Source organism: Pseudomonas sp. 2848, from assembly GCF_003253945.1.
Taxonomy (GTDB): domain Bacteria; phylum Pseudomonadota; class Gammaproteobacteria; order Pseudomonadales; family Pseudomonadaceae; genus Aquipseudomonas.
Map to the genome: position 1 here is coordinate 340,309 of NZ_QKZD01000001.1, position 14,814 is coordinate 355,122.

Annotated in this window: 10 protein-coding genes; 5 read left to right on the top strand and 5 right to left on the bottom strand. The window is 62.2% G+C overall.

Annotated features, from left to right (window positions below):
• Positions 1 to 15: 15 nt before the first annotated feature.
• From DFS21_RS01615 to DFS21_RS01635, 5 genes are all read right to left on the bottom strand, one after another.
• On the bottom strand, positions 16 to 1,437 hold the full coding sequence (locus tag DFS21_RS01615) for a di-heme oxidoredictase family protein (RefSeq protein WP_110697560.1): 1,422 nt from the start codon (positions 1,435 to 1,437) through the stop codon (positions 16 to 18).
• A 200-nt stretch (positions 1,438 to 1,637) separates the two neighbouring features.
• Positions 1,638 to 2,975, bottom strand: a complete 1,338-nt coding sequence (locus DFS21_RS01620) for an imelysin family protein (protein ID WP_111531722.1) — start codon at positions 2,973 to 2,975, stop codon at positions 1,638 to 1,640.
• A gap of 159 nt (positions 2,976 to 3,134) precedes the next feature.
• Complete coding sequence (locus tag DFS21_RS01625) at positions 3,135 to 5,186, bottom strand: bifunctional diguanylate cyclase/phosphodiesterase (protein ID WP_111531723.1); 2,052 nt, start codon at positions 5,184 to 5,186, stop codon at positions 3,135 to 3,137.
• A gap of 320 nt (positions 5,187 to 5,506) precedes the next feature.
• Positions 5,507 to 6,103, bottom strand: coding sequence for a superoxide dismutase (locus DFS21_RS01630; RefSeq protein WP_110697566.1), 597 nt, complete (start codon positions 6,101 to 6,103; stop codon positions 5,507 to 5,509).
• A gap of 237 nt (positions 6,104 to 6,340) precedes the next feature.
• Positions 6,341 to 6,940, bottom strand: coding sequence for a LysE/ArgO family amino acid transporter (locus DFS21_RS01635; RefSeq protein WP_110697568.1), 600 nt, complete (start codon positions 6,938 to 6,940; stop codon positions 6,341 to 6,343).
• Between the two features lie 124 nt (positions 6,941 to 7,064).
• On the opposite strand from DFS21_RS01635, the gene DFS21_RS01640 reads away from it, so the two are divergent.
• The 5 genes from DFS21_RS01640 (at position 7,065) to DFS21_RS01660 (ending at position 14,705) form a co-directional block, all read left to right on the top strand.
• The gene (locus DFS21_RS01640) at positions 7,065 to 7,955 is read left to right on the top strand and encodes a LysR family transcriptional regulator ArgP (protein WP_111531724.1); all 891 of its coding nucleotides are present in this window, start codon (positions 7,065 to 7,067) and stop codon (positions 7,953 to 7,955) included.
• A gap of 49 nt (positions 7,956 to 8,004) precedes the next feature.
• Entirely contained in the window at positions 8,005 to 9,000 is a 996-nt protein-coding gene (locus DFS21_RS01645) for an NAD(P)-dependent oxidoreductase (RefSeq protein ID WP_110697572.1), read from the top strand.
• A gap of 87 nt (positions 9,001 to 9,087) precedes the next feature.
• Positions 9,088 to 9,912 carry an ATPase gene (locus DFS21_RS01650; protein ID WP_110697574.1) on the top strand — a complete coding sequence of 275 codons (825 nt, stop codon included), beginning with the start codon at positions 9,088 to 9,090 and terminating at the stop codon, positions 9,910 to 9,912.
• 446 nt (positions 9,913 to 10,358) lie between these two features.
• The gene (locus DFS21_RS01655) at positions 10,359 to 12,461 is read left to right on the top strand and encodes a hypothetical protein (protein ID WP_111531725.1); all 2,103 of its coding nucleotides are present in this window, start codon (positions 10,359 to 10,361) and stop codon (positions 12,459 to 12,461) included.
• A gap of 66 nt (positions 12,462 to 12,527) precedes the next feature.
• Positions 12,528 to 14,705, top strand: coding sequence for a hypothetical protein (locus DFS21_RS01660; protein ID WP_110697578.1), 2,178 nt, complete (start codon positions 12,528 to 12,530; stop codon positions 14,703 to 14,705).
• Positions 14,706 to 14,814 lie beyond the last annotated feature (109 nt).

A 14,814-nucleotide genomic window follows, 5' to 3' on the forward strand; every position in this document is an offset into this window, starting at 1 on the left:
CGGCTCCTTGTGCGTTTAAAGTGAATTCAGGAAGGCCAGCAGCGCGGCGCGCTGCTCGGCATTGAAGGTCAGTACATGATCGCGCGCCGCCTGGGCTTCGCCGCCGTGCCAGAGCACGGCCTCGAGCAGGTTGCGGGCGCGGCCGTCATGCAGGAACTGGCTGTGGCCGCCGACGGTTTCGCTCAGGCCGATGCCCCACAGCGGTGGGGTGCGCCAGTCCTGGCCGTTGGCGGCAAATTCGGTGCGCTCGTCACTCAGGCCCGGGCCCATGTCGTGCAGCAGCAGGTCGCTGTAGGGGCGGATCACCTGGTTGGCCAGTTCCGGCTCGGCCGCATTGGTTGCGGTGGTGAACTGCGGGGTGTGGCAGCCCTGGCAACCGGCCTGGTAGAACAGGTTCTTGCCGGCCAGTACCTGCGGCGCATCGACGTTGCGCCGGGCCGGCACGGCAAGGTTGCGGGTGTAGAAGGTGACCAGGCGCAGGATATTGTCACTGACCTCCTTTTCGTCGCCCTGGCCATCGCCGTTGGGCGCGGCCAGGCAGTCGACCTGCGCTGCGGTGCAGTCGTCCTTGGGCAACAGGGTGGTGGTCAGGCCCATGTCGCCGGCGAAGGCGTGCACGTTCTGCTGGTTGACGTTGGGCTGCCCCGCCTTCCAGCCGAAGCGGCCGACCACGGTCTTGCCCTGGGCATCGTCCCACACTCGGTTGGCGCGGCCACGGATGCCGTCGCGGTTGTGGTCGTCCGGGTCCTCATTGGCCAGCAGGTCGGCTTCGGGGATGGCCTCGAGCAGGCCGAGGCCGATCATCGGCGGGGCGACCCGGGCGGAGAAGCGGGTGTCCGGGTGCAGCGGGCCGTAGCCGAGCTGGGTGATCTGCAGGGTCGGGCGGCGCAGCTCGACCTGGTGGCCGTCCGCGAAGGCGACGCTGTGGCTGTCATAGGTCACGCGGACCTTGCCTTCCGGGGCCACGCCGGGGATGGCCATGTCCTGCAACTGGGTACCGTAGACGGGCTCCGGGACCACGCCCAGGCGCTCGATCACCTGGGCGTAGTACGGCTGGTCGGGGATCGACAGGCGCACCAGCATCGACACCGCGTTGCTGTCGTCTGGCTCCGGCGGATGGCCGCGACCATCGCGCACGTGGCAGTTCTGGCAGGCGTTGGTGTTGAACAACGGGCCGAGGCCATCGCGGGCGGTGGTGGTGGAGGGAGCGATCACCCAGGGGTTGCGGAAGAAGCTGTTGCCCACGGCGAAGTCCAGGCGCCGCTCGGGCGTGAGGTTGGCCGAGGGCAGCGAGTAGGCGTTGCGATCGCTGCGCTGCACCGTCGCCTTGCCGCCGGAGAGCGCCTCGCCGGGCTCGGCCTGGGTGAAACGCGGGGCGTCGTCACAGGCGGAGAGTGCGAAGGCCAGCAGCAGGGGGCTTAGGCGGAGCAAGGACATCGAGGATCCTGGGCATGGGCGAAAAACCGGCGTGCAAGCTTATCAGGCCGGGGGTGATTGAATAAGAGCAATTTGCAATTGCCAGATGAAATTGGCTTTACCTGGAAATGTCCGCGCCCACCCATTGCGCTCCCGAAGGCGCATGGCACGGAAATGAAAAAGGCGGCCCGAAGGCCGCCTCTGCTGAACCGCGACGCTGATCAGAATTCGTGATCGGCGGTGTCCGGGTTCAGGTTGTCGATGCCCAGCTTGCCCGCGGCCTGCTCGATCGCGCCGGTCTGCTTGACCAGGGAGGCGATGGCATCACGCACGATCTGGTTGCCGGCGGCGTTGTCGGCGGCGATCAGCTGGTCGTAGTGCTCGCCCTTGAGCGCGTGGTCGACGATCACCTGGATCTTGGCTTCGGTGGCTTCCAGGTCGGCCTTGAGGGTGGCGTCGGTGGCCGGGTCGGCCTTGGCCACCAGCGACGACAGGCTCGGGCCGCTCAGCTTGCTGCCGTCGACACGGGTGTACTCGCCCAGGTAGACGTTGCGGATGCCCTTGGCGTCGTAGAAGTGCGAGTAGTGGGTGTTATCGCTGAAGCAATCGTGTTCGTCTTCCGGCGAGTTGGCCTCCAGCGAGACCTTCATGCGCTCGCCCGCCAGTTCGCCCAGCGACAGGCTGCCCATGCCGAACAGCATCTTGCGCAGGCCATCGTTGGCCGGCTCTTTTTCCAGGCTGGCGCGGTAGTTGTCGGCGACGTTCGGCGCCCAGTTGCCGACCATTTCCTCGAGGTCCTTGACCAGCAGGTCGGTGGCCGCCTTCAGGTAGGCACGACGACGGTCGTTGTGCCCGCCGGTGGCACCTTTGCCTTCGAGGTAGTCGGAGGCCGGGCGGTTGCCCGCGCCTGGGCCGGTGCCGTTGAGGTCCTGGCCCCAGAGCAGGAATTCGATGGCGTGGTAGCCGGTGGCAACGTTGGCTTCGGAGCCGCCCAGCTCGTTCAGGCTGGCCAGCTTCTCGGGAGTGATGTCCTTGACGTCGATCTTGTCTTCGCCCACCTGGATCTCGGTGTTGGCGATGATGTTGGCGTTGGCAGCGGGGTTGCCCAGGGCGTGCTCGTAGCTCTTGTCGACGTAGTCGATCAGGCCTTCATCCAGGGGCCAGGCGTTCACCTGGCCTTCCCAGTCATCGATGATGGTGTTGCCGAAGCGGAATACTTCGCTCTGCAGGTACGGTACGCGCGAGGCGACCCAGGCGTCCCGGGCGGCTTTGAGCGTCTGGTCGTCGGGCTTGGCGAGGAAGGCGTCGACGGCGGTCTGCAGCTGCTTGGCGGTGCTCAGCGAGTCGCTGTACACGGCATGGACCATTTCGGCGTAGTGCTTGACCACGGCCTTGGCGGCGGCTTCATCGACAGCCCCGGGTGCGCTTGCGGTGGTGCTGGCGGCGGCAGGTGCCTGGGCTTGCGGTGCGGCGGCCTTGTCGTCCTTGCCTTCGCCGCAACCGGCGAGGGCGATGGCGATGGCCAGCAGACTGGCGGAGGCCAGAGGCATTCGGATCATTGTTGGTTTCCTGCGTCGTGTGGTTGGACCATGGGTGGACCGTGCGCCGTGGCACGCGAAACCGCAACATCATGCGAAAGATTTGCATTTGCTGTAAAGGGGCGGGCGCGCATTTCATGCAAACGCCCGTTTGCGCGGCTTCACCCAGGTTGGCGGTGGTTACAACACGGAAACCTGGTTGCGTTGCGCCTGCTTGAGGAAGTTGGTCAGTTCACGCGCGGAAAGCGGTTTGCTGTAGTGGTAGCCCTGACCCTCATGGCAGCCCTGGGCGATGATGTAGGTCTCCTGTTCGGCGGTTTCCACGCCTTCGGCGATCACCTGCATGCCCAGGCTCTTGCCCAGCTGGATGATGGCGCGAACGATGGTGGCGTCGTCATCGTCGTCGAGCAGGTCCTGGACGAAGCTCTTGTCGATCTTGATCTTGTCCAGCGGCAGCGACTTCAGGTAGCTGAGCGAGGAGTAACCGGTGCCGAAGTCGTCGATGGCAATCAAGGCCCCGGAGCGGCGCAGGCTCAGCAAGTGCTGGGCGGCGGTGCTGATGTCTTCCATCAGGCCGGTCTCGGTAACTTCCAGCTCCAGGCTGCGCGGTGGCAGGCGATAGGCCTGCAGCAGGTTGTTGACTACCCGCGGCAGCTCGTTGTGGTGCAACTGCACGGTGGACAGGTTGACCGCCATGCGCAGCTCGCTGAAGCCCTGGTCGTGCCATTCGCGCAACTGCCGGCAGGCCTGGTCGAGCACCCACTCGCCGATGCTGATGATGCTGCCGTTCTGCTCGGCCAGGGGGATGAACTGGTCGGGCGGGACCATGCCCAGCTCCGGGTGCTGCCAGCGTAGCAAGGCCTCGACGCCGACCACGCGGTGGTCGCGATAGCTGATCTGCGGTTGGTACACCAGGTACAGTTGGTTGCGCGGCAGGGCTTCGCGCAGGTCTTTTTCCAGTTCGCGACGGCGGCGCATCTCGCTGTCGACGCTGGCGATGTAGAACTGGTAGCGATTGCGCGAGCGGGCCTTGGCCAGGGTCATGGTCTGCTCGGCCTTTTGCAACAGCTTCTCGGTGCTGTCGCCGTCCTCGGGGAACAGGGTGATGCCGATGGTGGCGCGCAGGCGGATCTGCTGGTGGTCGAGGTCGAAGGGCGCCTCGAGGTCGTCGAGGATGCTCTGGGCCAACTCGGCGGCTTCGTAGGGCTGCTCTATATTGGCCTGGACCAGGGCGAACTGGTCGCCGCCCAACCGGGCCAGGGCACCGAGGCGGCCGCTGTGGGCGCGCAGGCGGTCGGCCAGGGCCAGCAGCAGTTGGTCGCCGACCTGGTAGCTGAACTGCTCGTTGATGCCCTTGAAGTCGTCCAGGCCCACGCACAGCACGGCGACGCGGCGTTGCAGGCGACCACCGTCGACGAGGATCTTGTCCAGTTGCTGCTGCAGTTGCTGGCGATTGGGCAGGCCGGTGAGAAAGTCGTACTGGGCCATGCGCTGCAGGCTGTTCTCGGCCTCGTGGCGCAGGTGGGTGTTGCGTTCGATCGAGGCCAGCAACTGGTTGGCGGTGTTTACCCAGATGCCCAGCTCGTTGCGCTCGTGCCCCTTGAGCAGGGGGATCTGGTGCTGGCTGGGGCGGTCGGGGTTGATTTGCGTCAGGTGCTCGATGATCTTCGACAGCGGCTTGGTCAACAGCCAGTGGTACACCAGGTACAGCACCAGGCCCATGGCCAGGGCGCGCAGCACGCCGGAGATGAAGATGATCACCGCGTTGACCAGGAAACCCTCGCCATAGGCGCAGGTGTCGAGGGTGATGCTCAGGTCGCCGTAATATTCACTGTAGGGGCCGCGGCCGACCAACTGCGTGGTGTAGGTGCGCTCCTGGCCGAGGATCAGGTCGGTCAGCCAGCGCATGGACATGTCCTGCAGTGGCCGGGATTTTTCCGCGAGCATGGTTTCGTTGGGGTGGCCGATGGAGGCCATGCGCACCGAGCCGTCCTGAAACAGGCCTTCCATCACCTGCATGCCCATTTCCCGGTCGAGGCTGTACACCGCCTGCGTCGAGGGGTCGCGGAACATGTCGAGGATGCGCTGGGCGTCGTTGTTCACGGACTGGCGGGTCTTGTAGGCGTCATAGACGATCTGCGCACAGCTGAGTACGACGCCGACAGCCAATGCCGAGAGCAGTACGACCCTCAGCAACTTGACCGATAAGCTGTTTCGGAATTCCAGCTTCAATGGGGTTTCCTTAATCCATGCGCATGCCATTATTTTGCCATCAACCATGGCGAGAGACTATCGACCCCATACCCCGTCAGGCAACCTGTCCGTCGACGGAATTGCCCTTGACTCTGTATCGGTCGAGCGGTCATGCGACTTGAGTGCGCTGCGTCAACTTTCCAGAAGGTTGATGTTAGCGCGCTATGCGGGCTGAGCAAGAGCGCGAAGATGGGTTGCAAGCAATTCTGTCAGCTCTGCCCTTGCAGGAGGCGAACGCATTTCCCCAGGCAATAAAAAACCCGGCGCCGGGCCGGGTCTTTTGAATTCAAGGCGAGCAATCAGGCCTTGAAGGTCTTGCCTTCGAACTGCTCGGCAACGAACTCCCAGTTGACCAGGTTCCAGAACGCCTCGACGTACTTCGGACGCAGGTTGCGGTAGTCGATGTAGTAGGCGTGTTCCCAGACGTCGCAGGTCAGCAGCGGGGTGTCGCCGCTGGTCAGCGGGCAGCCGGCGCCGATGGTGCTGGCCAGGGCCAGGGAGCCGTCGGCCTTTTTCACCAGCCAGCCCCAGCCGGAACCGAAGGTGCCGACCGAAGTCTTGGTGAACTCTTCCTTGAACTTGTCGAAGGAACCGAAGGCAGCGGTGATGGCGTCAGCCAGGGCACCGGTCGGTTGGCCACCGCCGTTTGGCGACAGGCAGTTCCAGTAGAAGGTGTGGTTCCAGACTTGGGCTGCGTTGTTGAAGATACCGCCCGAAGAGCTCTTGACGATCTCTTCCAGGGTCTTGCCTTCGAATTCGGTGCCTGGGACCAGGTTGTTCAGGTTCACGACATAGGTGTTGTGGTGCTTGTCGTGGTGATACTCCAGGGTTTCCTTGGAGATGTGCGGCTGCAGGGCATCGTGGGCGTACGGCAGCGGCGGCAATTCAAAAGCCATGGTGGATCTCCTGATTCAGGTCTGTTTGCGGTATGCGCAAGGCCGATCACGGGCGGCCCGGTGAGCGTCGGCGAGTTTGTACTCTTTGCGACGCAAGGGCTGGATCATAGCACCGGCCTCGGCGCTTAACCACGCAACATCTATAGGGAATAGAGGTTCCAGAGCGGTTGGCTGGGCCCGACAGGTGGGCTGCGTGATTGTCGCGGTCAGCGTGGGATACCCGGTTTTTCTGCAGCGTCAGGTGAAGATCAACTGCGCCGCCACCGCGAACATCATTACCGCCACCATCAGGTCCAGCATGCGCCAGGTCGCCGGGCGTGCCAGCCATGGCGCCAGCCAGGCGGCGCCGATCGCCAGGGTCGAGAACCATACCAGCGAGGCGCTGGCTGCGCCGGCCACGTAGGCGCCGGGCACGGTCTGCTGAGCGCCGAGGGAGCCGATCAGCAACACGGTATCGAGGTAGACGTGCGGGTTGAGCAGGGTCACCGCCAGGGCGCTGAGCAACACTGCGCGGCGCGAACGCATGCCCTGGCCTTCCTGATGCTGCAGGCTCTGTTTAGAGCAGGCGCTGCGCAGGGCCTTGGCGCCGTACCAGATCAGGAACAGCGCACCGCCCCAGCGGGCCACGGCCAGTAGTGTTGGGTTGTGCGCCAGCACCGTGGCCAGGCCGAATACCCCGGCGGCGACCAGCAGCGCATCGCAGACGATGCACAATGCGGCTACGGGCAGGTGGTGTTCACGGCGCAGACTTTGTGCCAGGACGAAGGCGTTCTGCGCGCCGATGGCCATGATCAGGCCGAAGGCCACCAGCATGCCGTTGAGATAGCTTTGCCACATAGCGGGAACACTCCACTGGCGCCGATGCACGATCGGCGCGGGTTGCCAAGAAAGATGTGGCTATTGTGGCGGCTGTGGCGCTATAAGAAAAACAAATAGAGCTGATCAGTCATTAGAGAAATCGATGTTCGATTACAAACTGCTCGCTGCCCTCGCCGCAGTGATCGAGCAAGGTGGTTTCGAGCGCGCGGCCCAGGTGTTGGGGTTGTCGCAATCGGCCATCTCGCAACGCATCAAGCTGCTTGAAGCACGGGTTGGCCAGCCAGTGCTGGTGCGTGCCACGCCACCGAGCCCGACGGAAGTCGGGCGCCAGTTGCTCAACCATGTACAGCAGGTGCGCCTGCTCGAGCGCGACCTGCAACGCCAGGTGCCGGCACTGGACGAGGAAGGCATGCCCGAGCGCCTGCGTATCGCCCTCAATGCCGACAGCCTGGCGACCTGGTGGGCGGGGGCGGTAGGCCCGTTCTGCGCCGAGCAGCAGGTGCTGCTCGACCTGGTGGTCGAGGATCAGGAGGTCGGTCTCAAGCGCATGCGCGCCGGCGAAGTGGCGGCCTGCCTATGTGGCAGCGAACGGCCGGTGGCCGGGGCGCGCAGCCTGCCGTTGGGCTCGATGCGCTATCGGGCGCTGGCCAGTCCCGCGTTCGTGGCGCGTTACTTTCCCCAGGGGTTCGCGGTCGAGCGCTTGGCCCGTGCCCCGGCGGTCGTGTTCGGGCCGGACGATTTCCTGCAGCATCGCTACCTGGCGTCGTTGGGTGTGCAGGAGGGCTTCCTGCATCACCTGTGCCCCTCGTCCGAAGGTTTCATGCGCATGACCGAGGCCGGTCTTGGCTGGGGGCTGGTGCCGGAGCGGCAGGTGGCCAAGCAGCTGGCACGTGGCGAGCTGGTGGAAATCTGTGGCGATACCCCCATCGATGTGCCGCTGTACTGGCATCATTGGCGCAACGGCGGGCAGTTGCTCGCCCAGTTGACCGAGCACCTGCGCCATTCGGCGCAGGACTGGCTGGTGCCCTTGTAGGCACTTCAAGCGTCAGCTGCATCCGAAATAGGGCAAGACGGAGTCTTACATGCGAATTCTGGTCACCGGCGCGAGCGGCTTCATCGGCGGGCGCTTTGCGCGTTTCGCCCTGGAGCAGGGCCTGGAGGTGCGGGTCAACGGCCGGCGGGCGGAGGGTGTGGAGCACCTGGTCAAGCGTGGGGCGCAGTTCATCCCAGGCGACCTGGGCGACGCCGAACTGGCCCGGCGCCTGTGCCAGGGCGTGGACGCGGTGGTGCACTGTGCCGGTGCCGTGGGGACCTGGGGCCGCTACCAGGATTTCCACCAGGGCAACGTGGTATTGACCGAGAACGTGGTCGAGGGGTGCATCAAGGAGCATGTACGGCGCCTGGTGCACCTGTCGTCGCCATCGATCTACTTCACTGGCCGTTCGCGCCTGGATATCCGCGAGGACCAGGTACCGCGTCGCTTCCATGACCATTACGCGCTGACCAAGCACCTGGCCGAGCAGAAGGTGTTCGGCGCCCAGGAGTTCGGTTTGGAGGTGCTGGCGCTGCGCCCGCGCTTCGTCACCGGTGCCGGCGACGCGAGCATCTTCCCACGGCTGATGCGCATGCAGGCCAAGGGGCGCGTGGCGATCATCGGCAATGGCCTGAACAAGGTCGATTTCACCAGTGTGCACAACCTCAACGAGGCACTGCTCAGCGCACTGTTCGTCGAGGACCAGGCCTTGGGCCAGGCCTACAACATCAGCAACGGCCAGCCGCTGCCGCTGTGGGATGTGGTCAACTACGTGATGCGCCGCATGCAGCTGCCCCAGGTCACCCGCTATCGCTCACCCGGCCTGGCCTACAGCCTGGCGGCGCTCAACGAAGGCGCCTGCCTGCTCTGGCCCGGGCGCCCGCAGCCGACCCTGAGCCGCACCGCGGTGCAGGTGATGAGCACGGATTTCACCCTCGATATCAGCCGCGCGCGCCAGTATCTGGACTACCGGCCCGGCACCGATGTGTGGGCGGCGCTGGATGAATTCTGCAGTTGGTGGCAGGCGCAACCCGGGCAACGCTGAACCTGTGCGCGGGATGATGGTCATCAGTGCGCCGCCCTGGCGGTTTATACTCATGCCTCTTTGCTACTACCGCGGTTGAATGCACCCATGCGTAACGACGCCCACGATGACTTCAATGATGTGCCCACCCTGCGTGCCGGCACCCCTGATGACGATGAACTGCTGCCTGCCCATGTGGCCCGTAGCCGCCAGAAGGTGGTGCGGCCGCGTAGCAATGGCCCGCTGTGGACATTGCTGGGCGCCTCGTTCATCGCCCTGGCCGGGCTTGGCTGGTGGAGCTTCCAGCAGATCACCCTGATGGAGCAACAGCTGGTCGCGACCCAGGAAAGCTTTGCCCGTATCAGTGAAGAGGCCGCCGGCCGCCTGCAGGTGATCAGCGGCAAGGTCGATGCCAGTGAGTCCAGCAGCAACACCGGCAGCGAGGCATTGAAGTTGCAGATTAGCCAGTTGCAGGCTTCCCTGGCCGAACAGGGCAAGCAGCAGTTGGGCGTCGCCGGGCAGGCTGGAGACCTGGGCAAGCGCCTTGAACAGGTGCTGGCCGATACCCGTGAACAGCAGAAGGCGGTCACCGAACTGCAAAGCCAGTTGCAGGCGCAACTCAAGGCCGTCAATGCCGAGCTGGCCGCACTCAAGTCGGGGCAGGTGGATGGCGGTAAGCTCGATGGCCAGCTCAAGAGCCTGAGCAACGAGGTGGCGGCGCTGAAGAAACAGGGCAACCCGAGTGCCGCCATCGAGAGCCTGGAGCAAGATATGCTGGTGCTCAAGAGCCAGATGGACAATCGCCCGACAGTCTCTGCAGGCGGAGCTTCGGTGCAGGAGTTCGATGCCTTCCGCGGGCAGGTAACGCGCAGTATCAGCACGCTGCAAAGCCAGATCCAGAACCTGCAGCAGCAGATCAACGCACGCCCGTGAGCCAGGGAGCGGTGTGCCGCCGGTGTCTTTTCCTGATGTGGCGGGGCCTTACAGCAGAGCGCCCAGCCTACCGCACTGCGTTGCCGCAAAGGGCGCAGAGTTGCAAGCATCACCAGCGTGGGAGTGGGCTTGCGCCGCAGTGCGGCGCAGGCCCACTCTCACACATTATCTGCGCTGCCCTGCACTGTATATGCAGCGGATCGAATAGCCCCTCTCAATAAGTGCCGCCTCTCAACTATAGGCACGCGTAGCCTGCCACCTAGCATTTTTGCCAGGTGCCGAATGTTTCCAGGTTTGTTAAATCTATATGCAGCACGCCGACAGTACTGCAAGTAAAGGTCGAGTGTGAACGTTTATGTGGTCGATTGGGAGGTCGTACTAGCCCGATGGCCAATTATAGAGGCGTGGTACTTTTTCCTTGAAATGTATCGGTTCTGGAGATTTTCATGAATAAGCCTGTGTCCGCTCAAGATAGTGAACAACTTCGTCAATCACCAAAGGCACTCCCCAAACGCTCCACGGCTGTCTATCCACGCGGCGCGCTCTTGATGGATGCCTTTAATCCGTTGGAAGTTGCCAGCCTTATCTCGGAAGATCCCGATGCTACCGGAGTACCCGGCGTCGTGCTGCCCGTAGCAGAGCAAAGCAAGGACTTGGCAACGGAAGTCCTTATTTGGGAAAACGTCGTGGCGAAACAAACTATCGCTCTGTCGCTGGATGGGGAGCTGTTGTTGGAGGATGATGAGGAGGACATCGCCTGGCACGATGTACTTCCGACGGAGGCCGCGGATAAAAGTTTCAAGTTCAAACTCTCAGTGCCCGTCAAGTACCTGAATGCCATTCCCCCAGGAACGGAGAAAACGGTCATGCTGGGGTATTCAGTCAGGCAATCCCGCTCTGAGCATTGGGACAAGGGCCCCGCTCGGCCCGTGCGCATCGACAAGCTACCCCCGGGGGGCAGCGCAGGTACCCCGGCGAAGATAAAGCTCTCTGATGAAATCGAGTCCAGGGGATATATTCTGCTATCGGACTTTTTTTCAGATAAGTTGGCGGCAACCGTTCAGGGATATACGGAGCAGCGGCCCTATGACGCGATTGCCGTAACCATCTCTGCCGGCGCCAATACCAGCCCGCCACAGCCGGCCAAGGTTGTTAGTAGTAGTGATGCGACGCTCGTGCAGTTGCCATTGACGGCATTTGATACGTTAGAAGATGAAGTGCCCGTCACCTTTTCATATGTCGTGACTGATCGGGCCGGTAACGTTTCAGTCGCTTCCGTGCCGCATAATACTCTGAAACTCTTGCTGAAGGATATCCCGGTCGCGCTTGATAAGTTGAAAGTGCCGAAGTTTGGCGATGAAGAGGCATTGCCTCAGTTGTTGCTCGACAAGGATGCCCGGGCAGGGGTTAAAGTTATTATCCCGGCGATTACAGGCATTCACGCCAACGACAAGATTGTCGTGCTGTGGAACGGACAACCGTCTGACGAACACACGGTACCGTTTCCACCAAGTGCAGGTGATCTGATGGAGATCACGTTGTTGTATGCGCTTACCAGTAGTGGCCCGCAAGACGGTGCGGTCGACGTCGGCTATCAGCTGTGGCGCGCTGGCGTCCAGATCGCCGAAACGGCAATTTCGAACGTGGTCAATGTCGACCTGCGACTGCCTGGCGGGCCTGATCCTGATCCGGATATTCCGGGGCACGGTAATCTGAAGCAACCGACCATCACAGGTAATCACTCCGGGCAGGACGATGACCTGACGCCGAAGGATGTCGAGCAGGGGGCGGTGTTGACCATCCCCTGGACTGACCAGAAGGGTAACGCTCTGCTGGCGGAGAACGACGCGCTCGAATTTGTCTGGGGGGATGCGGTTGATGACGACAACAACTTCGTCAACGTCTTTGTTCTTGATCCGGTGAGCGCGGACGAAGCAAGCTTAGAGGCAGATATTACCCGTAATATATTGCCGGCATGGTTGGCGACTCAGCCGAGTGGCCAGGTACCAATGACCAACACTGTCACCCGGCTGTTCAACTCGCCTCCTGATAACAACCCTGCGTTCCCGCCCTTCAAACCGGTCAAGGTCATTCGCCCCGGAGACCTGCCAGGCGGTGATGCTGATCTTGCTGTCCTTGAATTTACTCGCCTTAATAGCCATGGCGCGATTGATAAGATTACTGCCAAGAATGGCCTGCCGATTCGCATCGCACTGTTTGACGATGCAAAGCGGGGCGACACGATCCAGATCCATCTCAAGGCGGATGACGGGACGGAAGATGAAATTGGCACTCCGATCGCAGACGCTACGCAGGATCTCACTGTGCGAACGCTCAGTGACGATGATGTGAGGGTTGGGGAGATCACTGCCACAGTCGATGAGGCGTGGGCGTACAAGGTCTGCCTGGGCACCGCGACGGTTGAATATACGGCGACCAACTCGATTGGGAGCAAACGATCCAGCCACGCGCGCATCGGTGTAGTGATCAGACACACAAACGAACCCTCCTGCCCTTTCCCTGGGCTGCGTCCCAGTGCCCGGACGTGACGCTGAAACGGCAATAGATTGCCGCCTCGACAAGCCAAGAGACCACGACCCGTGGAGGGTGAGCGCATGGCAGGTTCTACTGAAGTCACCGGGACGCTCGCACTCCCGGATCTGGTTGTCGATTTGCGGGACGACGGAAAGGGAAACGCCGAACTCCTGCCTGTCGAACGGCAGGGCCAGGCCTTAACGGTGAAAGTGCCTTGGTGGGAGTTCATCAGTGAAGGCAACGTCATCGCATTGATATGGGACGGTGAGAACCTTGAAGGTGTAGCGGGGGCCTTTCATGTTGTTAAGGAGGAGGAAGCGAATCCTCCTATCGAGCCCGGCGCTGACTTCACGCTCGCTATCCCTTCCAGTTACTGGGATGGCGTCGCCGAAGGGGAGGACGGGCGATTCCTGCTTGGCTACGGAGCCCGGCGGGAGCAGAGCGATCACTGGGATCTCGCCAATTCCTTTTACGTGCGCATCGACAGGCAGGCACCAGGCGGCTCGGAAGGGGCTCTGGGCAAGGTGGTGTTTCCTGCCGACGTTGAGGAGCGAGGGCACATCCTTGAGTCCGATTTCGTCGGTGGCAAGCTTACGATAAGTGTCAGTGGTTACGACGGTCGGCAGTTGGGTGATCAGATCACCCTCACCATCACCGACGGCGTCAAGTCGGTGACCGAAGGCCCGTTCAAGGTCGAGAGCGAGACTGATCCCACCGAGGTCACGATATCGTTGACGAACTTGCAGGCCTTGTTCGACAGCATACCGATCCGCTTCACCTACCAGGTGCAAGACTTGACAGGCAATGAGTCCGTGGTCTCGCTTGCCCATGATTCGCTGACCTTGCGCCTGACCCAGACGCTAGCTGCGCCTAGGGTAGAGGGCGTCAATGGACGCGATGAGCTCGACTTCAATGCGCTGGGCGAAGCCCCTGTCAAGGTCATCGTCACGCCTGATCCCGCCTGGCTTGGCAAGACGTTGCAGTTACTCTGGGCTGGGTCGACTGCCAATGGTTCGTCACTGCCTCCGGTCTTCGACGGAATCGAAAAGCTGGAGGCAGACGATCTCGAGGAAGATCTGGCGTTCACGCTAGACAACAGCCACGCGGCGCAGGCGCTGCAGGGCAGCGCCACAGTGCTCTATCGCATCAGCGGTGCGCCCTGGCGCACGTCAGACGCCTGTACGGTCAAGGTGACCGGAACCTTCGTGCTCGAGGCGCCGGAGATCGTCGAGGCACCCGGCCAGTGGCTTGACCCCGAGCAATTGCCTGAGCAGGTCGCAACGTTACGTGTCCTGCCTGGCAAACACATAAAGGTTGGCGACCAACTCGAACTGAAGTGGCACGGGCTCGATGCCGAGGGCAATCCTGTCGATGATCAATGGCCGCTGGACGTGAAAGACGACGGGCCTTTCGATCATAGTGTCGGCAAGGACAAGGTGGAAGCACTGCGGGGTGGGTCACTCGAGTTGGGTTACATCTTGACTTCCAAAGGCGGTGCTATCTCGCCTTCGCCTTTGCCTTGGCCTTGCTGGCGAGTACCCAATGTATTGCGCCGACCGGAAGTCGAGAAGGCATTCGGTGACGACAAAGACCAACTGAACTTCCATCGCGACTTCATCGACGCAACCCATGTGAAGGTCTCCGTGGCCTACACCGGTATGAACGAAGACCAAGAGGCTGCCGTTCGCTGGGCTGCCGAAGAGGAAGAAAGCGGTGTTTGGGCACGCGTCGTCAGATGGGCGCGCAAGTGGATCCTCAAACGCACGGACTTCACTTACCAATCACCTTGGAAGAGGGTGGCAGCACCTGACGCACTGGTATTCGAAGTGCCTATTGGTGTGCTGATGGCCTTCATCGGCAAGACCGTGTCGGTCAGTTACCTGGTCAAACCGGCTGGCGGGGGTGAGGAACAGCCCTCGGATGTACTCGTGCTGAACGTGCTGGCGCAAGACCGCGACGATCTGCAGGCGCCGCAGTACATGTCGTTCGGCGGTGACGCACCCAAGTTCTCCCTGCGTTATGACCGCATCAAGGCACAGGACAAGGTGGACATCCATTGGCAGGCTGAAGGCGCTGAGCCCAGGCGAGCAATCGTCGAGGTCTACCAGGAAGGTCGGTACTTCCTGATCCTCGTCGACAAGTCTTGGGCCGAGGCCGACCGCAGGAGAACCGTGTTCGCCAACTATTCCTTCCTCGTGGATGCCAACAAGCCTGAAACCAGGCAATTCTCACCAGCCTCGAGTTTCCAGCCCGATTAGGAAAATACGGCGTATTTTTCTCAAGTAAAGAAAAGTCCTACAGAAGTTTCTTGGCTTCCTGCCGACACTGCGCGCTCCTTGCTGGCGGTGCCCAGGTCTTTCGACTGCC